Genomic DNA, 19,510 nt, shown 5'->3' on the forward strand with positions numbered 1-19,510 from the left:
TCGGCGGGCTCGGCGGGCTCGGCGGGCTCGGCGGGCTCGGCGGGCTCGGCGGGCTCGGCGGGCTCGGCGGGCTCGGCGGGCTCGGCGGGCTCGGCGGGCTCGGCGGGCTCGGCGGGCTCGGCGGGCTCGGCGGGCTCGGCGGGCTCGGCGGGCTCGGCGGGCTCGGCGGGCTCGGCGGGCTCGGCGGGCTCGGCGGGCTCGGCGGGCTCGGCGGGCTCGGCGGGCTCGGCGGGCTCGGCGGGCTCGGCGGGCTCGGCGGGCTCGGCGGGCTCGGCGGGCTCGGCGGGCTCGGCGGGCTCGGCGGGCTCGGCGGGCTCGGCGGGCTCGGCGGGCTCGGCGGGCTCGGCGGGCTCGGCGGGCTCGGCGGGCTCGGCGGGCTCGGCGGGCTCGGCGGGCTCGGCGGGCTCGGCGGGCTCGGCGGGCTCGGCGGGCTCGGCGGGCTCGGCGGGCTCGGCGGGCTCGGCGGGCTCGGCGGGCTCGGCGGGCTCGGCGGGCTCGGCGGGCTCGGCGGGCTCGGCGGGCTCGGCGGGCTCGGCGGGCTCGGCGGGCTCGGCGGGCTCGGCGGGCTCGGCGGGCTCGGCGGGCTCGGCGGGCTCGGCGGGCTCGGCGGGCTCGGCGGGCTCGGCGGGCTCGGCGGGCTCGGCGGGCTCGGCGGGCTCGGCGGGCTCGGCGGGCTCGGCGGGAAGAGCCTGACGGCCGGCAGTAGCCGCGGCGGGAGATTCGTTGACGGTCGGGAGGGCCGGTGCCAGCTCAGGAGCTGTGGACTCCTCGGGCGTTGGCACCGTGGGGGTGCCCTGCTCGGTCGGAGCGGGGGCCTCGCTGGTGGGTGTGGCGGCCAGCACGGCGTCGAGGTCGGCGAGGAAGGCGTCGACGTCGCGGGGTGCGGCGTCCTGACGGGCGGTCATCGGGTCGCTTCCGGGTAGGGCGGGAAGAGTCGGGCGGCGCGGGCCGCGAGCTGCGGCGGGACCTTCGTCGTGGCGTGGCGGCCCATGTCCCGGATGACCGTGCAGGCGCGGTCGGCGGGGACGATGCGGATGCCGTGGAGGGTGAGCTCACCGCCTTCGACGGGGGGGCCGTCCATGACGATCAGCGGGACTACCGGAGTCCCGAGGACGGTCGAGACGGTGCGCGCTTCGTGGAGGAGGCCCCCGAGTCGGGTGGTGACGTCGAGGCCGCCGTGGAGGAGGCGGCCGTTGACGACGCGGACGCGGTAGCAGTTGCGGGCGGACCAGCGCTTCGTGTCGGCGAGGATCACGACGCCCGAGGGGGAGATCGCGAGGTGGTCCAGGTTCGCGCGGCCGGGCGGGAGGGCGCGGTCGTGGAGGATCGTCCAGCCCTCCTGGCGCAGCGGGTCGATGCGCGCGGCGGTACGGCGTTCGCCTTCGGCTCCGGCGTCGGAGCGGTCGGCGAGGGCGGCGCGCTGGGTGGGGATGCCGAGGCTGGTGGCGAGCTGTACGCCCGGGGTGCGGAGTTCGCGGGCGCGGGCGGCAGCCGAGGCGCCGGCCTCGCCGTTGCCGCGTACGGGCCGGGTGGCTCGGACGGGCGGGCGGTGGCGCTGCTGGTGGCGGTGGTAGAGCCAGGCGGCGAGCGCGGCGAGGATCAGGAGGCTGGTCACGAGGCGTGCTTCCTCTGCTGTTCGGCGCGGCGGCGGGTGCGGGCGACGGTGTCGGTGAGGCCGCGGCGTTCGCCGCAGACCTCGATGACGTGCTCGACGAGGGCGAGGTCGCTGATGTCCGGGTCGTCGGTGAGAGCGGCGCGGACGGTGGCGGCGATGGAGGGCTGGCCGGTGATGGTGGTGACGACCGGGGCCTGCGAGGGAACGGGCGCGGACTGCTGCTGCTCGGGCTGTCCGGACAAGGTGCGCGGCGCGGGAGGGGAGGCCGGGGACGGCCCAGCTTCTGGTGCCGGGAGGGGGTGGCCGGACACGCCGGACACGGCGTCCGGACGAGGGGCGGGGGCTGTGGCAACGCCGTCGGCGGGCTGAGCCCGGGGGGCCTTCGGGGCGTCCGTAGGCGCCTGCTCGCTCCAGCTTTGCGCTGCGGGGACCAGCTCCCACTCGGGCAGAGCGGCCGGGGCCGGAGCCGGGAGCGGGGGGACAGGCGCCGCAGTCGAGGCGGCCCGGGTGGTGTGGTCGGTGACGGCGCCGCTGGTGTCGGGCTCCTCGCGGACGAGCTCGGCGACGCCGGCTCCGTAGACCTGCCGGAGATACGCCTCCTGCGAGTTGAGGCGTCGCGTCTCGGCTGCGATCGCCTGCCGCGCGGCGAGGTCCTGGCGGCGAGCGAGGAGCCATGCCTGCTTCCGCTGGGAGAGGGGGACGCGGTGCTGGTCCAGGAGCACGAGCCACAGGAGCTTCGCGCCCAGGGAGACGCCGGCGCCGACGACCCCGGCGGCGACCTCGTGGGTGCGGACGCCGTGGGTGATGACGGCGGCGACGGCCAGGCCGAGACCGATCCACGTTCCTGCGCAGGCGAGGCCGCGGCGGGGGTTGTAGCGGTTGAGCCACTCGAAGCCCTGGCAGCACAGCCACAGGAGGTCGAAGCCCGCGGCGGCTGCTCCGTACGCGATGACCGGGTGCACCTGGGTGGTGAGGAGTCCGCCGATGCTGGCGGTGGTCCAGGCGATGGAGGCGACGGTGGTCAGGATGGTCGCGGTGATGACGGCGCGGAGGATGGTGCGGTCCCAGTCGCGCGGCGCGACGGGCACGAGGACGTCGTACTCCTCCGGGACGAGGCGGGTGTCGCCGGCGATGGTCTCCTCGACCCACCGCGAGCGGGTCTCGGTGCGGTACCGGACGCCGGGCAGGCGTCCGGACGTGGTGGTGTCCGGAGGTCCGGGCGCGGTCATGACGGGTGTCCTTTCGGCAGGTCAGCGGAGGATGAGGATGAGGACGACGACGAGCGGCCAGATCATGGCCAGGAGGTAGACGGCGCGCACGGGGTCTCCTTGACGTGGGGGCCTGGGGGTCCGGGCCTCTCCGCCGCCTCCAGTCGGGCTGGCGGCGACGGGGCGGGCCGGTGGGGGACGGAGCGCCGTCAGCTCTGCGAGGGCTTCGCGACGCGGGAGCAGCACTCGGCGTGCGCCTGGGCGTCGACGTGGGCGGTGTAGTACGGGGCCGGGAGGTCGAAGTACTCGGCCTTGGTGTCGCAGCCGGTGCAGGTCCACTGCACGCCGATGCCCTCGGGGCCGTCGGGGCGGGCGGTGAAGTCGAGGGCGGCGAAGCCGCGGGTGAGGTACCGGGCGAGGACGTCGTCGGTCCAGGGGCGGACGAGCGCGGTGTGGGCCAGGCAGGGAAGCATGGGGCGCCTCTTCGTGGGGCGAGGGCCGGGGACACGCGCAGTGGGTGTCCCCGGCGGTGGGGGTGTCAGGAGTTGCGGGTGGCGCGCTCGGCCTGGATGCGGGCGATCTCCGCGCGGGCCTTCTCGGCGTCGCGGTCGGCCTGCTCGGCGGAGGCGATGTTGCGGCGGGTGAACTCCGCGAGTGCGCGGGCGGCGTCGCCCTGGGCCGCGAGGTTCTTGAGGTTGTCGCTCACTTGCTGTCCCCCTTGCGGGCGTTGTCGCGGAGGAGGCGGCTGTAGCGGGTGGGGACGCGCTCGCCCTCGGTGTCCTCGCGGTCCCGGTCGGGGCGCGGGGTGGGCTCGGTGCTGGCCAGCACGGTCACGCCTCCTTCCGGGGGCGGGGGATGCGGGGGAGCCAAGGCTCGTTGGGGTCGTCGCCCCAGCCGTCGTCGACGCGGGTCATCGGCGGGCCCCCTTCGGCGTCGCGGGGGCGACGCGGCCGGTGGCGCCGGTCTCGGTCACGAGGACGGTGACCGCACGGCCGTGCGTCGTACGGAGGATCTGTCCGTACGCGATCGTGCGCCGGCCGGACCCGGGGGTCGGCGGGGCGGTAACGGGGATGGCAGGATTCGCCATGGTCGGTCTCCTGTAGCAGCAGGGATCTGACTGGCCCGGCGTCGTGTGCAACCACGAGCCGGGGTTGGGCGGGGCCCGGTGTGCAACCACCGGGCTCCGCCGCTTTCAGCAGCCCCGGCATCGTGTGCAACCACGAGGTCGGGGCTTTGTGCTGATGAGACCCAGGGAGGCGCCTCACGACACAAACCCTAGGGCTTGCTTCGACGGGATGCAAGCCCTAGGGTTCGTGTTGTCCGGTCGCGCTCCCGAAACAGAAGGGAGAGCGCAGTTGGCAGGAGAGACAGAGGAGGTGAAGAAGCTGCTGGAGGCCATCAAGGCGTTCGAGGCCATAGAAGATGACGCCGAATGCACGGCTGCGGTCTCTCAGGTGCTTCGGCAGTGGCCGGACCTACACGCCCAGCTGAGGGAACTGCGACAGCGACGAGTGCAGTCCCTTCGAAACCGGCAGAGAAAAACGTGGCCCGAGATCGCGCAGATCATCGGCGACGTCACCCCGGAACGCGCTCAGCAAATCAGCAAGGGACTCAGGGGCTCGAAGCGCCCACCTAAGCAAGGGTCCGACACGGAGAAGTAAGACGGCCGAGACGGTGTAGGAGCCGCCCCGGCCGAGAGCACAACGGATTGCAGTCCGTTGCCACGATCCGCTTCCTGTCAGAAAGAGATCAATGCGAGACGATACGACACACCCGAGCTTGATCACCACCGCGTCCCCCTTTGATGGGGTGCGGAACACGCGTGCGGACGGTGCCGACTTCTGGTCCGCCCGCGACCTTCAGCAGCTCCTCGGCTACGAGCGCTGGGAGCGCTTCGAGACCGCCGTCGAGCGCGCCATCGCCGCGTGCGAGAACAGCGGCCACGAGCCCAAGGACCATTTTCGCGGCGCCGCGAAGAAGGTCTCGCTCGGCAGCGGAGCCACCCGCGCGGTCATCGACTGGCACCTCTCCCGCTACGCCGCCTACCTCGTGGCCATGAACGGCGACCCCCGCAAGGACGAGATCGCCGCCGCGCAGACGTACTTCGCGGTGAAGACCCGCGAGGCCGAAATCGCCACCACGAGGGCGCCAGCCCCCGTGATGCCGACGCTCCCCGAGGCGCTGCGCGGCTGGGCCGACGAGATCGAGGTGCGCCAGGCCGCCGAGGCGCGCGTCGCCGAGCTGGCCCCGCGCGCGGTGATCGCGGACCAGTACGAGGCCAACCCGGGCCCGACGCTCACCCAGTTCCACAAGGCGTACTTCCCCACGGTCCGGGCGCGGGACTTCTTCGAGCACCTCTACCGGCACGGCTACCTCATCGACCAGCGCGGTACCCGGTGGAGCGAGACCCGGCAGGAGTGGCGCGACGGCCACGAGCACGGCCACCCCACGGCGAAGGGCAAGGCGTTCTTCTACCTCGCGTCCCGCCTCGACCCGAACGGCGTGCGCCGCTACCAGGCCCGTGTGATCCCCGGCGACGTCGAGCACCAGCTGGTCGCCGCGCTGCACCGCGACGGCCTCACCCCCCGCGTACCGTCCAGGCCCGCCGAGCTGACCTGACGCTCACCCCGTAGCGGGCCCGCCGTGCAGTCTTCCGGCCGGGCCCGCGCACCCCCGCCTTCTCCCCCTTCCCGTCAGGGACTTCCTCTTGCGCCCCACGTCAGGCGCGGCCTGCCGCCGCGCCATTCCGCCATGCCCCGAAGCGGCATGGACAGCGGTCCCCCGTCACCTCCAGGAGGTGGCCGAGACCGCCTCCCGGCACGCCCAGCCCCGCGTGTGGAAGCGCGCCGTACGGTGGCTCGTCGCCGCCGGCCTCCACCCCCGCGCGAACACCACGACCCTGCGCGTCACCGAAGACCTCGCCGCCCGGATGGACTTCGTCGAGGGCCTGGTCCTCTACGACCTCGACGGCACCGCCGCCCGCCTCGACGTCGACCGCTCCACCGTGAAGCGGCACGTCGCCGTGCTCCGCCAGCTCGGCGCGCTCGCGTGGGTCCGCCACGGCACGAAGCGCAACCTCCACCTGCCCGGCCGCCCGTACGCGGGAACGGCCACGATCTACGCCGCGACCATCCCCGCGGTCTACGACATCGCGATGGGCCACCAGCTCGACGGCGAGGGCTTCCGCGCGCGCGTCACCGGCTACACGTCCGAGGGCCGTACGGGCGCCATCGAGGAGGCCCGCCGCGACGCCGCCGCCCGCACTCCCCGCCCCGGCCGTCCCGAGCCCTTCAGCCCCCGGCCTGTGGATAACTCGCCTGTGGATAACTCGGCTTCGCAGGCGCGTGCGCCCCATTCTCTTAGCCGTTCCCCCCACGGACCTGTGCAGGTAGACGGTGAGAAGAAAGACACTCCGCACGCGAAGCGACCGCAGATCCCCTCCCGCACGAAGAACACCACCAGCAGCACCAAGGCCCGCCCGGCAGGCGCCCGCCGCTCCCCCCTCCAGGTAGCCCGCGACATCCAGACCGCCCGCCAGGTACGCCCCCTCGTCAACTGGGTCCAGGGCACGCCCCTTCGGAAGCTCGCCTTCGCACTCCGCCCCCTCATCGACCAGGGCCTCGACGTCCAGCGCATCGTCCTGCGCCTCGACGACTGGGCGTACGGCTGGAAGCCCGGGTGGCGCCCCACGAACACGCCCGCGCTCATCGCCGCCCGCATCCGCCGCGACGCCGAGGAAGCCGCCCGGAGCGCTGCTGCGGCCGAGGAAGCCCGCCGCGAGGAGGAAGCCCGCGCCGCCGCCCCGCACCCGATGGACAACCCGGAGTGGCGCGCCTGGGTAGAAACCAGCCGGCCCGCCGCCCCCGAGCCCCACGACAACGACGACCTCGACGACGACGCCGAGCCCACCGACCTCGACCTCGCGATGATCCGCCAGGACGCGATCCGCGACCTCGGCCTCGTCCGCGCCCGCATCGACCTCCTCGGCATCGACGGCGCGCGCGCCTTCTACGGCGACCGCCTCGTCGAACGGGCTCTCTTCCCTCGATTCTGATTTGGACTGACACCGCCCCGGCTGACATCCTCCATGCCACTAAGAGGGAGCAGAATGCAGAACCAGCAGATACGGCAATGGACTTGGCGGATTAGCGGGATCGTCCTCGCTTTGGCAGCGGGGACGCTCTACGCGTTAGTGGACGCATACCTGGGCGGCTCCCCTTATGCGATCCTCGCACTCCCAGGGCTCGCGTTCTGCCTCGTCTGGATAGCCGTCAAAGTGCGCGGGGCGTACGACAGGCGAATCCTGGCCTCACGGGAGCGACTGCAAGAAGCCGAAGCCGCCCTCGTGGCAGTCCTCCGCGCTCCCCGGCGCAGGACTGCCCCGAACGAGCTCGGCGCGCAGTGGGGCGAGAGCACCGCCGGGCGGGAGAACGGTACCGCTGCCGACTCCCAGGAAGTGAGCCAGTCCACACTGGCGCTGGCCTCCCTCTGGAACGTGACACACGAGCGCCTCGCCCTTTACCACGGGATCGCCCAGGGCCAGGCCCGCCGAAGCTTCATCTCCGCCCAGGTCTCCATGGCCGTCGGTGCCGTCCTCCTAGTCGTGTTTGTCGTCATCGGCCTCCGCACGGACACCACCGCTGCGGCAGTCGTCGCAGGCACCCTCGGCGTCGCCTCGGCCGCGCTCGCCGGGTACGTGTCCCGGACCTTCGTCCGCTCGCAGGAGGTGTCCGCCGGTCACCTCCGCTCGTACTTCGACCAGCCGCTGGAGTTCTCCCGCTACCTCGCCGCGGAGCGCCTCATCGCTGACTCGGGCCTCCCCGAGGACAAGCGTGCGGAGATCATCACCACGCTCGTGCAGGCCATGATCGCCGGGCCCGCCTCGCCCCCGACGGCGGGCCCGGAGGCCGCGAGCGAGAACCCGCCGGGGTGACCGGCAGCCGGTGAACTTCCTGGCATCGTCACCGGCTTCCGAGGCCGTCCTGAGTCCCTTTTGTCAGCCTCGTCCGCTATGATCGTTTCCAGCAAGCAGCACTCCGCGCACATCGTTGCGCAACCCTGTGGCCGCCCTCCCGAGGGCGGCCACAGATGTTTCCGCGCCCTGCGTACGCTTCGCGCGCCTGGACGAGCCTCCATACGCCGCCCCCCACCTCTGGCAGAGCCGGCCGCCGTGCGCGACCGTTCCCTTCGTAGGGACTTGCGCACTATGCATCACGTGATGCATAGTGGAGATGCGGCCAAGGAAGCACCCAAGGCCCCAGAAAGCCCCGATGACTGACGAACTCTGGACCATCGAGCAGGTCTCCGCCTACCTCGGCATCAAGCCGTCGTCAGCGCGCGGACTGCTCTCCCGCTGGGGAGTCGCCCGCACCACCACCGGCACCTCCAGCGCAGGACGCCTCTGCTCCCTCTACCCGGCCGCCGACGTCCGCGAGGCCGCCGCCCGTCGCCCCGGACGCGGCGCCCGCACCGACCTCGACGCCTGAACGATGCCTTCCTCCCCTGCATGCGCAGGGATGCCCGGCCCCAAGGCCCGTACTGTGCCCCGCCCTTGCGGGGGAATCGCCGCGCTCCCGCACGGCGCCCACCACGCGAAAGGGACTCCCGACATGCCACTCTCGAATCAGCGCCTGCGCCCCCTGCACCAGACCAGCCCCCTGTCCAGCGAGATCGGCGCGGACCTGCACCAGCCCCGGGACGGGGTGCACGAGGCCCAGTTCCGGCACATGGAGTACGGGATCACGCTGCGGGTGGCGACCGTCCAGGACGGGGTGCGCCTCGCCGCGTACGCCACGCTCCCCACGGACCCGTTCCTGCTCCGCTACAGCGCGGACGGGGAGCGCGGCACGACGGACATCCGCTTCCCCGAGGTCGCGCGCATCACCGAGGAATGGGGGGACACCGACGCGATCACGGACGTCCTCCTCCTCGCCGTGCAGGTAGCGGACAACGCGCTCTCCAGGATGGGCGAGGTACGCGATGCCCGCGCGGCACGCGGCGAGCTGCCCCGCGCTCTCCCGGACGGCGACCGCAGCCAGTTCCACATCGCCGTCCTCCAGACGCACCCGGTGGGCGGGAAAATGCACGAACTCCTCCCCAACGAACTGGGGATGAGCCTCACCGTCTACCCGAAGGGGCAAAGCCCCGAGGAGTACACGCGCAAGCTCTTCCACTCGTGGAGCCAGGCGCCGAAGCTGCCACTGGAAACGCTCATCGGCATCGAGCGCGGCCTGCGCCCGGCCGCCGTCGCGGACGGCCAGGAGGACGCCGACGACCACCTGTACGCAGCCGGGTTCTCGCGCTGGAGCGAGTGGACACTGGGCCTGGGCCAGTACACCGCGCTCGTGCTCCCCACGAACGAGACACCGCAGACACCGCAGACACCGCCCGCACCGGCGCCCGCGACCGCCGTTCCCACCCCGGCGCCCGCACCGGAAACCCCGCCCGGTGCCGAGGACGAGTTCGCCCTCGGGGACCGCAGCATCTCCCCCGACGGCACGACCTGGCGCCGCGCCCACGTGGTCGTCGATCCTGCTTCCATCACCGACCCGCAGGGGCGCGCGGAATTGAGCATCGTCCCGGCAGCCTTGAACGACGACGGGTTCTTCCCCGACCGCGACGACGACAGCGCCCCGTTCGACCTGGAGTCGACCTGTCTCGACGCCCAAGCGGGCCTCAGCAACCTCGCCGCGATCAAGGCCGCCACCCTGAAGCGCCTGCGTGAGGAGGGCTGGTACGCGCACGGCGACTGGGCCAACGAGGGCGCCGACCGTATTTTCTACGTGTGCCGGGTCCCCGAGGAGGACGACAGCACGCCCGCCGAGGAGCCTTCCGCGTAGCCACGCCCGGGCGGGCCTGGGACTCCCTGGCCCGCTGAACCCCCTGACCCCCGCAACTGGGGGCCGTTTGCCACCGCGCGGAGGCCCCCGGTCCCGAAGGAGCCACATGGACGACACCTGCCCCACCTGCGACGGCCGCTCCGGCAGGCACAGCACTTTCCGGCAGTGCCCTGCCGTGCGCCGTGAGCAGGCACAGGACGCCTACCGCGACGGCCTCGACGTGACCCCGATACACCAGTACTTCTACGACATCCTCGACGCCGACGCGCACTGGCTCAGTCCCTACCCGTTCTGGCACGCGCCGAATTTCAGCGTGCCCGACCTCGTACGGGAGGCACACGCCGAGCTCGCCGGTCAGGACGCGGCACTCGCCCAGGAGGGCGCGACCGCCGAGGAGCGCTGGCCGAGGCCCGCCCAGCGCCGCCACGAGGCGGTCGTGCGCGGCATCCGCGCGTATCTGAGGGCCCAGGACCTCACCAGCGATGCCGCCACCCGAGACTGGGACATCAACGAAGCCGCCACCTGTGTGCTGCTCGCGCTCAGGTGACACACCGTCCGCAGGCCCTGGCCCCGGAGTCGTGCGGACGCTCCGGGGCGCCCGCTTCGTGCCGTACGGAGGATGCCGAGGAGCCCTTCGCGTAGCCACAACTCGACGGGCCCGGGAGTCCCGGGCCCGTCGAACCGGCCTCCGCCGCAGGGCCCTCGGCGGGATCGCGCGGACGACTCCGGGGCGCCCGGTCTCAGAAGGGCGGGCAGTCCGGACGCAGCGGCGCCGTCCGGACTGCCCGTCCGGCTCGGAGCGCACCTGTCCGGACAGGACGAGGCGAGAGCCGGACAGGGGACGGCGAGCCCAGCCGGACAGCGACCAACCTCACCGTCGAAAGGATCTTATGAAAGATGGGCTGCCACCTCGTTGAGAGGCCGGACCATCACGGTGAGCAGAGGAGACGCCGGGGAAGGCTGGCTCGTGCCGATGTCCTCGTAGCCCCATCCGCGGTAGACGGCGTGGACCTTCCCCTCGCCGGCGGCTTTGTTGACCATCAAGGTGGCATACGTCTCCGGTCGGCCGTGCAGGAGTTCGTCGTGGATCTTCCGCGCGGTGCCCGTGCCGCGCCACTTCGCGCTGACACCGATCTCCTTCAGGGCAAGCGCTGGCCGCGCGGTGTACAGGCGTTCAGGTGCGGGCGTGGTGCGCTGCCAGAACCGGTCGCCATCCGTGATGGTGTTCGCGTACGCGTAGCCCACCGGAGCGCCGTCGGCATACGCGAGGACGACGGCGAAGCCCGGTTCGGCAGCGTGCCTGTCGACGCGCTCACCGAAGGTCGTGGTGGCGTAATTGGGCAGGTGCAGCAGCGGCGCGCGGACATCTGCGTAGACCTCGATCAGGTCGTGGCGTGCGGCGTCGAGATCCGTGAACGTGCGCAGCTCGGGCGTGGTCATGCGGTCCTCCAGGTGGCCGTGTAGTCGGTCCAGGTGCGAGTGGCGGAGCTCTTGGGCGCTGTCGCGCGCAGGGCGGCCCCGAACTCCATGATCATGCGGCTGACGCGGGGGTGGTCGGTAGCGGCGGACAGGGAAACCTTCATGGCCGTCGCGACTGCGGCGTCCGCTTCGCCTTGCCCGAGCTGGGCATGCGCGAGCCTGGTCGTCGTGATGGCTCGCGAGCGTTGCATGGAGGGGCGCAGTTGTGCGAGGCAGCGATGCCCGTGCTTCTCGGCCGAGGGGAAGTCCCCGAGCGAGAGAAACGCGTTGAGCGCGAGGGAGTCCAGCTCGGCCTGGTCGAAGAAGGCTGTCAGCCAGACCGGGCGGTCGTCGCCCGTGTCTGCTCGGAGCAGTGCCTCGCGGGCCAGGTCCAAGGCGCGTCGAACGTTCGTCCCCTCCTGAGCGAGACCGTGGATCGCCGCCTGACGGGCCAGGCCGAGGGAGGCAAAGGCCGGATCGCGGCGCACGATGTGGAGGCTGCGGGCGACCCCGTTGGCCGCGAAGGCGTCGTTGTGACGGCCGAGGTGTCGGTACATGGCGCCGCCGTGCGACCAGATCCGGAATTTGATCGCCTGGTCCCCGGACATCTCGGCGAGCGCCTGGGCCTCGCGCATGTGCGCCTGCGCCTCGGAGTACCGCCGGCCATCGATGGCCGCCCACATGGCACTGGAGCGAAACGCCGCTGCGGCGGCATAGAGGCTCGACCGAACCCGCTGACTGGCGCTCCCGGCAGCCTGCAAGGCCAAGGCCTCGTCCGCGAGTTCGGCCGCTCGCTGCTGGATGAAGAGCTTGCCGCCGTACTGGTGATCACTCGCGATGATCTCGGAGAACTTGCCCTGGATGCGGCGCACGTCACTCATACCGATGCGGCGGGAAGCGGACGAAGGGGCGGCTGCGGCTACAGCCGCCGCTACTCCACCAAGTGCGACGGTGCGGCGCTTCATGTCTACGTCCTCCTGCTGCGGACCTCCCGGGAGCGGGGTTCTGCTCCTCGGCACGAACCCTAAGGCGAGGGAGCTGCGGCCGGTGATGGCTTCGAGAGCCTTTCGCGTCACAGCGTTCGGCCACCTGATACGGCCCGCCTTCAGCGCCCGGACCCCCGCGTCGTCGTACCCGCCGTGACGGCCCGTCAGCCGCCCGACCTCAGTGTTGATGGCTTCGGCCAGGCTCCGGGAGCTGTGACCGTGTTCCGCCATCCACGCCTCCAACAAGGCGTTGCGCCGGGGCTCCATGCGCGCACCGTAGTGCTGCGGGCGCAGCTTGTCAGGTAAAGAGGGCACCAAGTCCTCCTAGGTGGCGCCTCCGGAAACGTCACGAGCTGCCCTAGGCGAACCCCGTCTCTCCGCAGTTGCCTAGACATGACCGCCGGAGCACGCCCCCGCGCTCCGCGAGCGGTCCTCCCGATCCACGGCACCTCACTGGACTGGACGCCCATGACTGACTGCCACGAGACCACGCTGAGCTGGCTGACGGAGCCCGCGCGAATTCCTCGCGCCGCACGGCTGGAGATGGGCTACTGGGGAAGCGCGCGGCTGCCGACCGGCGAGGCGTACGCCGTCATCAGCGTGCCCGCCGCCGTGGTCCACGCGGCCGTAGGCAGCCCGAGCCGGGCCGTCGAGCGGCGGCGCCTCCACGAGGTCCTCGCCGGAGGCGCGATCTACCGGGACGAGGAAGCGGCCTCTTACAACGCCCTGGTGGCCGCGTCGGCCCGCCAGACCTGGGACGACGAGGACGCCACGTGCGCTTCCGCGTTCGAGCTGGTGCGCATCCCGCACCCCGCACGGACGCTGACGTCCCCGACCTGGTGCCAGAGCCCCCCGGGGCCTCCCGTGCACTGGATCGTCCTCAACGGTCCCGAGCGCGTCTGCGCCCCCGGGCGCATCAGGTCGTTGCTGGCTCTCGGGCGCCGCCGGGGAGCGGCGGAGGTGTGCGATGGCGAGCACTAGTCGAGGGGGCCGTACGTACCTCTCCACGCCGACGTCGACGGGCCCGCCCGGGTACATCGAGACGCTGGAGCGCTCGGACGAGTCCGTCGACCGCGCCGAGGCGTTCGCCCGGCACGCCGTGCGCGTCTGGAGCCTGGACCCCGTCGCCGACCGCGTCGCGCTGGTCATGCGGGAACTCGCCAGCAACGCAGTCGCGTTCGGGACTCGCGGGTCGATCTGCGCGGCGGTACGGAGGGTCGAGCGGCGCGCCGTCCGGGTCGAGGTCACTGACCACGCGCGAGCGCTGCCGTTCCTCGCGCCCGCGGCCTCGTCCGGGCTGCGCCGCGTCGACGAGGTCGCGGCGGACTGGGGCACGGAGCGCCTGTCCTGGGGCGGCAAGGCCGTGTGGGCGATCGTCCGTGAGTGACCGCGCCCGCCAGGTCGTCTACCTCGCCGCCTTGGCCCTCGTGGCCCTCGCGCTCGGCGGCGCCATCGTGCACGGCAGATGAAGGAGGAGGAGATGGGGACAAGTGAATGCCCGCGCTGTGCGGAGCTGCGGGAGCGGGAGCGGCGCGCCGAGGCGGTGTACGACCGCTCGGGCGCGGCGGACGCCCGGGTCCTGATGGAGCGCTGCCGACGGTCCCACAGGGCGGCGCGGACCTGAGACTCCCGGGCTCGCGACTGCCCCCCGTCAGCCGCGAGCCCGGGCACCGTACGACAGCGTCGTACGGACCTCGTAGACCGCCCCGCTCGGCGAAGGGGAAATGCGGAAGGGCGCCGAGCGGGGCCTCAAGGCAACTGCACGCCCAGCGAGAGGAAGCGCACCATGACGAACTACGTCGTGCCCCCGTGGGGAACCACGCGCCTGCGCCCGTTCCCGAGCGTGACGGTCGTCCCGGCCGTCTCCACCGAGATCGACCCGGACACCCAACTCGGCATCCGGCGCGACCGCTTCGGCCGCGTCGTGGAGATGGGCAAGCACGGGACCGGCACGGCGGTGGAGACCTCGACGATCACGAGCCCCGACGGACAGAACGGCAACGACCAGGGCCACGACCAGAACACCGACCAGGACGAGGGTGGTTCGTGAGCGAGGAGAGCGCGGTCCTGGTCGCCACCGAGGTCGAGGACGCCACCGCGGACATGGTGATCGCCCAGCTGAACCGGCGGAACGTGCCCGTCGTCCGGTTCGATCCCGCCGACTTCGAGAACAACACGCTCGGGCTCTCCGCGCGGTTCGGTACCTGCTCGGCCCCTGTGGCCGGGCGGGTCCGTACCCCGTCGCGAGTCCTGGACCTGACGCGCGTACGGGCGGTCTACTGGCGACGCCCGAGGTGGCCCACGTACAAGGGCCTCGGGCAGGGCGACGCGCGGTACGCCGCCGCGCACGTCCGGTACGGGCTCGGCGGCGTGCTGTACGCGCTCGACGGGCCCTTGTGGGTCAACCACCCGTTGCGGGAGGGCGCCGCCGACTACAAGCCGGCGCAGCTCGCGCTGGCCCGGCGCCTCGGCCTGGACGTGCCGCCCACGCTCGTCACCAACGACCCGGACGAGGCCCGCGCGTTCATCACGGAGCACGAGCAGGTGATTCACAAGACGCTCCGGTCGACGCCGTACGAACGCGACGGCGTCCAACTCGCCGGGTGGGCCGACCCGGTCACCGCCGAGGAGATCGACGACAGCCTCCGCAGCGCCCCACACCTCTTCCAGGCGCGGGTGCGGAAGGCGGCGGACGTACGGGTCCTCGTCGTCGGCCGCCGCCTCTTCGCGGTACGCATCGACTCCGGCCTGCTCGACTGGCGCCGCGACTACTCCGCCCTCACCTACACCACGATCGATCTCCCGCCCGCCCTGGCCGCGGCGCTCCGGGCGTTCCTGGAGTGCTGCGGGCTGGAGTCCGGCAGCTTCGACCTCACGCTCGACGCCGAGGGCCGCTACCAGTTCCTTGAGCTAAATCCGAACGGGCAATGGGGCTGGCTGGAGGGCGCCACGGGGCTGCCTCTGTCCGCTGCCTTCGCCGACTTCCTGACACGAGGAGAACCCTCATGAGCGATATGACCTCCGAGCGCCTGGCGCTCGCCGCCCGCATGGACGAGGCTGGCGTCTTCGCCCACCCCGAGTGGCGGCGCGCCGTCGAGGCCGTTCCCCGTGAACTGTTCCTCCGGCCCGGCGTGTTCGTCCCGGACGAGGTCGGCCGCTGGAGCCCGGTCCCCGCCGACCGTATCGACCCGGCGCTCGCGTACAGCGACCAGTCTCTCGTCACGCAGCTCGACGACGCGCTCACGACCGAGGACGTCTCGGAGGCGGTGTGGGGGACACCGACGTCGTCGTCGACCGTTCCGTCCCTGGTCGTCGACATGCTCGGGAAGGCCGGCATCGAGCGCGGGCAGAAGGTGCTGGAGATCGGCACGGGGACGGGGTACTCCACGGCCCTGATGTGCCACTGGCTCGGGGCGGATGCGGTCACCTCGGTGGAGGTCGACCCGGGGGTGGCCTGGCGCGCTCACGACGCGCTCCGGCAGGCCGGGTACGAGCCCGAGACGGAGACCGGGGACGGGCTCCTCGGCCACCCGGCAGGGGCGCCGTACGACCGGCTCATCTCGACGTGCGCCGTGCGGCGCGTTCCGTACGCGTGGGTCCGGCAGGTCAAGGCGGGCGGGGACATCCTCACCACGCTCGGCTCCTGGCCCAACGGGGCCGGGCTGCTCCGGCTCACGGTTCACGAGAACGGCAGCGCCAGCGGGAACGTCCTCGGGCACACCTCGTTCATGCAGGCGCGCGCGCAGGTCCCGCCGCCCGTGGCGGCCGACCTGACCGCCCGCACCGCCTACGCGGACACCGACCGCATGACGGATCTGCACCCCTCCCTTCTCCTGGGCGGCGGCATGCCCGCCTTCCTCGCCCAGCTCACCGCTCCCGGCTCCCAGGTCATCCAGGCCACCGGCGAGGAGCCGGGCGTCTTCGAGACCGTTCTCGTCGACGCGGAGCGCGAGAGCTTCGCCCAGTTCCGCCCCGACGGCGAGGGGTGGCGGGTGCGCCAGGGTGGGCCGGTGCCCTTGTGGGACGAGATCGAGAGGCTGATCCGGATGTGGCAGTCGGCGGGGAGCCCCGGGATCGAGACCGTCCGCGTCCGCGTCACCGAGGAATCGCACACCTACCGCGTCGCCGACGACCGGAATCTCTACTGGCTGCACCGTCTCGTGTGACCCTCCCCGCAGGCAGGCGCCCCCGCACCCGTTCGGTGCGGGGGCGCCCGCGTTGGCTCGCTGCCGAGGCCCGCGCGGGCGGTATCTCACCCTCGCCGGAGGACTTCCGCTCGACCACGAGCAGGACTTGGACGCCACGCGGTGGCTGATCGGAGCTGGGCTGGCGGCCCGGGTGACCGCCGAGCGCGGGTAACCGGTGCTCGACCCTTGTCGGTCTTCGCCCCCCTCTGGCTGTCGCCCCCTCTCCGCCACCGTAGACATCGCGCACCGCACCTCGTTTTCGTAACCCACACGGGTGATTTCAGCGTCGTGCCAGTTCACCGCGACAAGCAGAAGTCCGGCTCTGTCACCTGCACCATCACCGTCCCCGCCCTCCCTCGACCTCCCCCCTTATCGCAAGTGATCGACGGCGCGCTGGGGACGGAAGCAGTCGTACACCTTCAGCGAGTAGCCCCGGCGCAGGAGTTGGAGCTGGGCACGGTGGAGGGCCTGTGCCGTGGAGCGGGTGAGGAGGCACAGCGGCTGGTCGTATCCGGTGATGGGAACGCCGGTGAAGTTGTGCGGGGTGGCGTAGCGGATGTCTTCGATGATCGTGGGATCGATGTCGCGGAGTTCCACGAAGGAGGAAGGGGCTTGGGTGTCGCGGTGGGGAGTGCGCAGGGCCTGGGTGGCCTGGGCGGTGGGCGCGGTGACGGTGAGGGAGAGGAAGACGGCGAGGAGGAGGGCCGGGAGGGAGCGGAGCGCTGTGGGAGTGCGTCGTCTCATGGGGTACGGGTGTAGCAGTGGGGGCCCGGGATTCCCAGAGGGCGCACGTGCATCGCATACGGGCCGGGGCGTTCCGTACGGCTCGGGGAGCCGTTACCGTGCCCGGTATGAGCGAGAAGGCACAGGAGTTCGCCGGCTACGAGGAGTTCTGGCCGTACTACGTGGCCATGCACTCCAAGGCGGCGACCCGCTGGGTGCACCTGACGGGCACGCTGACGGGGCTCGCGGTGAGTGCGTACGGGCTGGCGCGGGGGCGGGTCAAGTACCTCGCCGCGCTGCCCGTGATCGGCTACGGGACCGCGTGGCCGGCGCACTTTCTCATCGAGCGGAACAACCCGGCGACCTTCGGGCACCCGGCGTGGTCGCTGCGGGGCGATGCGCAGATGATCCGGATGATGGTCGCCGGGCGGGACGCCGAACTCGGCGAGATCGCGCGGAAGTGGCTCGCGGAGCACCGTACGACCGGCTGACGGCTTGTCGCGGCAGCTCCCGGGCTCCTTGTGCCCGGTGCCGGTCAGTGGGCGGTCCGGCTCTCGCGTCCGGCCAGGGCGTGGCGGCGGGCGTGTTCGACGACCTCGATGAGGACGGCTTTGACGGAGTCGCGTTGGCGGGCGTCGCAGGGCACGAGGGGGACGTGCGGGTCGAGATCGAGAGCGGCGCGGATCTCGGCGAGCGGGTGGTCGTCGGCCCCGTCGAAGCGGTTGACGGCGACGAGGAAGGGGATGCCGCGCCGCTCGAAGTAGTCGATGGCGGCGAAGGAGTCCGCGAGGCGGCGGGTGTCGACGAGGACGACGGCGCCGAGCGCGCCCTGGGCGAGTTCGTCCCACAGGAACCAGAAGCGGTCCTGGCCCGGGGTCCCGAAGAGGTAGAGGACGAGTTCCTCGCGCAGCGTGATGCGGCCGAAGTCCATCGCGACCGTGGTGGTGCGCTTCTGCTCGACGCCGCGCATGTCGTCCACCGGGCGGGATGCCTCGGTGAGGACCTCCTCGGTGCGCAGCGGCTTTATCTCGCTGACCGCGCCGACGAAGGTCGTCTTGCCGACCCCGAAGCCCCCGGCGACCAGGAGTTTGAGGGTGAGCGGCCGCTCGGGCCGGCCACTGAGGGCGTTCATTCGGTCTCTTCTCCTGCGGCCCCGCCGGGCGGCGGGCGTGGGGGGTGTGGTCTGGACAGGGGGTGTGCGAGGCGGCGGTGGGGCGCCGCTTGCTCACAGCGCGCGCAGTCCCTCGATGACGTCCCGCAGCACGCTCTCGTCGGGCAGTTCGGCGGGGGGCACGGGACGGGTGACTGTGACGAGTTCGGCTTCGGCGAGGTCGCTGACGAGGACCCGCACGACGCCGATGGCGAGGTCCAGTCCCGCGGCGAGCTCGGCGACGGACTGCGGGGCGCCGCCGCACAGGGCGAGGATCTCGACGTGTTCGGGGCTGAGCAGGGCGTCCTGCTCGGGCGGGAGGGGCCAGGGCGGGGCGGCGAGCGCGCCGGGCTCTCCCGTCCCCGCGCCGCTCGTCACCTCGTCCGCGGCCGTACCGGCGGGCCTGCCGGGGTCCGCCGCCGTGTCGGCGTCGTTCCCGGCGTCCGCCGCCGTTCCACGTGTTCCGGCGGGTTCCCGCGCTCCGGCCGGTCCGCCCGGGCCGGGGGTGCCGGGGGGCGGAACGGCGGAGACGAGGGCGATGAGGTCGAGCCGGTGGCCGCCGGTGGCGCTCGTGCGGCCCCGGGTCATGGCGTACGGGCGTACGACGGGTCCCGCCTCGTCGTCGTACCAGCGGGCTGTCTCGTGACCGGCGTCGCTCATCATGGCCTGCCTCTATCCCCCGGCGGAGATGTCGGTGCGGGGAGCCTGGCCGAGGTGGACGCCGACCCGCTTGACGAGGAGTGTCATCTCGTAGGCGATCTGGCCGATGTCCGCGTCGGGTCCGGCGAGGACCGCGAGGCAGCTTCCGTCACCCGCGGCCGAGACGAAGAGGAAGGCGTCGTCGAGCTCGACGAGTGTCTGCCGGACGCTGCCGGCGTCGAAGTGGCGTCCGACGCCCTTCGCGAGGCTGTGGAAGCCGGAGGCGACGGCCGCGAGGTGTTCGCTGTCCTCGCGGCTGATGTCCTCGGACATCCCGGTGGGCAGGCCGTCGCTGGAGAGGATGATCGCCTTGCGGATGCTGGCGACCCGGGCGACGAGGTCGTCGAGCAGCCAGTTGAGTTCGTGGGTGCCACCGGGGGCTCCCGGAGTTGACGCGGCGGTCCTTGGCGCAGTCATCGACCGTCCCTTTCCGGAGTGTTTCCTTGCGCTGTGCTGTGCGGGGCGGGCCCGGTGGCTTCCGGTCCGTCCTCGTCCTCGGTGGCGCGGGCGGCCCGGCCGGGTCGCGCGTCCGCCGCGGCTTCTTCCTCGCGGCCCCGGCGCCAGCCCCGCTGGAGCGAGGCCATCCGGGTCCGTACGGCGTCCGCGTCCCGCTCCGGCTCGGGCCCGGTGGGCGCGCTCGGCTCG

The 19,510-nt window shown here is 72.6% G+C and carries 26 protein-coding genes and 2 pseudogenes; 15 read left to right on the forward strand and 13 right to left on the reverse strand.

Features of this window, described 5'->3' with window-relative positions:
* Nucleotides 1–923, forward strand: a pseudogene (locus tag G3I42_RS19680) (hypothetical protein); the annotation flags it as partial.
* Here the strand turns inward: G3I42_RS19680 and G3I42_RS19685 are convergent.
* The 6 genes from G3I42_RS19685 to G3I42_RS19705 form a co-directional block, all read right to left on the reverse strand.
* Nucleotides 902–1,615 (reverse strand): nuclease-related domain-containing protein, encoded by a 714-nt coding sequence (locus tag G3I42_RS19685; RefSeq protein WP_164287718.1) that lies wholly within the window; start codon nt 1,613–1,615, stop codon nt 902–904. The pseudogene G3I42_RS19680 and the gene G3I42_RS19685 sit on opposite strands and share 22 nt — an antisense overlap.
* Entirely contained in the window at nt 1,612–2,844 is a 1,233-nt protein-coding gene (locus tag G3I42_RS19690; RefSeq protein ID WP_164287720.1) for a hypothetical protein, read from the reverse strand. Before G3I42_RS19690 ends, G3I42_RS19685 begins: the two co-directional genes overlap by 4 nt.
* Nucleotides 2,845–3,032: 188 nt before the next feature.
* On the reverse strand, nt 3,033–3,296 hold the full coding sequence (locus tag G3I42_RS19695; protein ID WP_164287722.1) for a hypothetical protein: 264 nt from the start codon (nt 3,294–3,296) through the stop codon (nt 3,033–3,035).
* A gap of 65 nt (nt 3,297–3,361) precedes the next feature.
* Nucleotides 3,362–3,529 carry a hypothetical protein gene (locus G3I42_RS19700; RefSeq protein ID WP_164287724.1) on the reverse strand — a complete coding sequence of 56 codons (168 nt, stop codon included), beginning with the start codon at nt 3,527–3,529 and terminating at the stop codon, nt 3,362–3,364.
* Nucleotides 3,526–3,651, reverse strand: coding sequence for a hypothetical protein (locus G3I42_RS38240; protein WP_275405266.1), 126 nt, complete (start codon nt 3,649–3,651; stop codon nt 3,526–3,528). The genes G3I42_RS19700 and G3I42_RS38240 overlap by 4 nt, the downstream gene beginning before the upstream one ends.
* Nucleotides 3,652–3,733: 82 nt before the next feature.
* Nucleotides 3,734–3,910 carry a hypothetical protein gene (locus G3I42_RS19705; RefSeq protein ID WP_164287726.1) on the reverse strand — a complete coding sequence of 59 codons (177 nt, stop codon included), beginning with the start codon at nt 3,908–3,910 and terminating at the stop codon, nt 3,734–3,736.
* A 289-nt stretch (nt 3,911–4,199) separates the two neighbouring features.
* Here G3I42_RS19705 and G3I42_RS19710 point away from each other — a divergent pair, with 289 nt between their 5' ends.
* The 7 genes from G3I42_RS19710 (at nt 4,200) to G3I42_RS19740 (ending at nt 10,209) form a co-directional block, all read left to right on the forward strand.
* A complete protein-coding gene (locus G3I42_RS19710) occupies nt 4,200–4,484 on the forward strand; it encodes a hypothetical protein (protein ID WP_164287728.1) in 285 nt (94 codons plus the stop codon).
* A 118-nt stretch (nt 4,485–4,602) separates the two neighbouring features.
* Nucleotides 4,603–5,442 (forward strand): BRO family protein, encoded by an 840-nt coding sequence (locus G3I42_RS19715; protein WP_239096564.1) that lies wholly within the window; start codon nt 4,603–4,605, stop codon nt 5,440–5,442.
* 178 nt (nt 5,443–5,620) lie between these two features.
* The gene (locus G3I42_RS19720; protein WP_164287730.1) at nt 5,621–6,877 is read left to right on the forward strand and encodes a cell wall protein; all 1,257 of its coding nucleotides are present in this window, start codon (nt 5,621–5,623) and stop codon (nt 6,875–6,877) included.
* Nucleotides 6,878–6,931: 54 nt separating this feature from the next.
* Complete coding sequence (locus G3I42_RS19725) at nt 6,932–7,756, forward strand: hypothetical protein (RefSeq protein ID WP_164287732.1); 825 nt, start codon at nt 6,932–6,934, stop codon at nt 7,754–7,756.
* Nucleotides 7,757–8,093: 337 nt separating this feature from the next.
* Nucleotides 8,094–8,309, forward strand: coding sequence for a hypothetical protein (locus G3I42_RS19730; RefSeq protein WP_203607040.1), 216 nt, complete (start codon nt 8,094–8,096; stop codon nt 8,307–8,309).
* Nucleotides 8,310–8,432: 123 nt separating this feature from the next.
* On the forward strand, nt 8,433–9,662 hold the full coding sequence (locus tag G3I42_RS19735; protein WP_164287716.1) for a hypothetical protein: 1,230 nt from the start codon (nt 8,433–8,435) through the stop codon (nt 9,660–9,662).
* Between the two features lie 106 nt (nt 9,663–9,768).
* Entirely contained in the window at nt 9,769–10,209 is a 441-nt protein-coding gene (locus G3I42_RS19740; protein WP_164287736.1) for a hypothetical protein, read from the forward strand.
* Between the two features lie 341 nt (nt 10,210–10,550).
* On the opposite strand, the gene G3I42_RS19745 is transcribed toward G3I42_RS19740, so the two are convergent.
* A complete protein-coding gene (locus G3I42_RS19745) occupies nt 10,551–11,102 on the reverse strand; it encodes a GNAT family N-acetyltransferase (RefSeq protein WP_164287738.1) in 552 nt (183 codons plus the stop codon).
* A complete protein-coding gene (locus G3I42_RS19750; protein WP_343244594.1) occupies nt 11,099–12,085 on the reverse strand; it encodes a hypothetical protein in 987 nt (328 codons plus the stop codon). The genes G3I42_RS19745 and G3I42_RS19750 overlap by 4 nt, the downstream gene beginning before the upstream one ends.
* 489 nt (nt 12,086–12,574) lie before the next feature.
* On the opposite strand from G3I42_RS19750, the gene G3I42_RS19755 reads away from it, so the two are divergent.
* The 6 genes from G3I42_RS19755 to tgmC all read left to right on the forward strand — a co-directional run bounded on the left by G3I42_RS19755 (nt 12,575) and on the right by tgmC (nt 16,272).
* On the forward strand, nt 12,575–13,087 hold the full coding sequence (locus tag G3I42_RS19755; RefSeq protein ID WP_164287742.1) for a hypothetical protein: 513 nt from the start codon (nt 12,575–12,577) through the stop codon (nt 13,085–13,087).
* Nucleotides 13,074–13,493: an ATP-binding protein gene (locus G3I42_RS19760; protein WP_164287744.1), complete on the forward strand. Its 420-nt coding sequence runs from the start codon at nt 13,074–13,076 to the stop codon at nt 13,491–13,493. The genes G3I42_RS19755 and G3I42_RS19760 overlap by 14 nt, the downstream gene beginning before the upstream one ends.
* A 93-nt stretch (nt 13,494–13,586) precedes the next feature.
* Nucleotides 13,587–13,730 (forward strand): hypothetical protein, encoded by a 144-nt coding sequence (locus G3I42_RS19765; protein ID WP_164287746.1) that lies wholly within the window; start codon nt 13,587–13,589, stop codon nt 13,728–13,730.
* A 162-nt stretch (nt 13,731–13,892) separates the two neighbouring features.
* Nucleotides 13,893–14,156 (forward strand): putative ATP-grasp-modified RiPP, encoded by a 264-nt coding sequence (gene tgmA / locus G3I42_RS19770; protein WP_164287748.1) that lies wholly within the window; start codon nt 13,893–13,895, stop codon nt 14,154–14,156.
* Entirely contained in the window at nt 14,153–15,115 is a 963-nt protein-coding gene (gene tgmB / locus G3I42_RS19775) for an ATP-grasp ribosomal peptide maturase (RefSeq protein ID WP_164287750.1), read from the forward strand. Before tgmA ends, tgmB begins: the two co-directional genes overlap by 4 nt.
* Nucleotides 15,112–16,272, forward strand: a complete 1,161-nt coding sequence (tgmC, locus tag G3I42_RS19780) for an ATP-grasp peptide maturase system methyltransferase (protein ID WP_164287752.1) — start codon at nt 15,112–15,114, stop codon at nt 16,270–16,272. Before tgmB ends, tgmC begins: the two co-directional genes overlap by 4 nt.
* A gap of 399 nt (nt 16,273–16,671) precedes the next feature.
* Here tgmC and G3I42_RS19785 read toward each other — a convergent pair.
* Nucleotides 16,672–17,037: pseudogene (locus G3I42_RS19785) on the reverse strand (M15 family metallopeptidase); the annotation flags it as partial.
* 107 nt (nt 17,038–17,144) lie between these two features.
* Between G3I42_RS19785 and G3I42_RS19790 the strand changes: the two are divergent.
* Complete coding sequence (locus tag G3I42_RS19790; protein ID WP_164287754.1) at nt 17,145–17,507, forward strand: DUF962 domain-containing protein; 363 nt, start codon at nt 17,145–17,147, stop codon at nt 17,505–17,507.
* A gap of 44 nt (nt 17,508–17,551) precedes the next feature.
* On the opposite strand, the gene G3I42_RS19795 is transcribed toward G3I42_RS19790, so the two are convergent.
* The 4 genes from G3I42_RS19795 to G3I42_RS37035 all read right to left on the reverse strand — a co-directional run.
* Nucleotides 17,552–18,148, reverse strand: coding sequence for an ATP/GTP-binding protein (locus tag G3I42_RS19795; RefSeq protein WP_164287756.1), 597 nt, complete (start codon nt 18,146–18,148; stop codon nt 17,552–17,554).
* A gap of 93 nt (nt 18,149–18,241) precedes the next feature.
* On the reverse strand, nt 18,242–18,829 hold the full coding sequence (locus G3I42_RS19800) for a DUF742 domain-containing protein (protein ID WP_164287758.1): 588 nt from the start codon (nt 18,827–18,829) through the stop codon (nt 18,242–18,244).
* A gap of 9 nt (nt 18,830–18,838) precedes the next feature.
* On the reverse strand, nt 18,839–19,282 hold the full coding sequence (locus G3I42_RS19805; RefSeq protein WP_010277239.1) for a roadblock/LC7 domain-containing protein: 444 nt from the start codon (nt 19,280–19,282) through the stop codon (nt 18,839–18,841).
* Nucleotides 19,279–19,510, reverse strand: a 232-nt coding sequence (locus tag G3I42_RS37035) for a hypothetical protein (RefSeq protein ID WP_203607041.1), incomplete at its 5' end; no start/stop codon positions are given. The genes G3I42_RS19805 and G3I42_RS37035, both read right to left, overlap by 4 nt.

It is taken from the genome of Streptomyces sp. SID11385, from assembly GCF_010548245.1.
Lineage (GTDB): Bacteria > Actinomycetota > Actinomycetes > Streptomycetales > Streptomycetaceae > Streptomyces.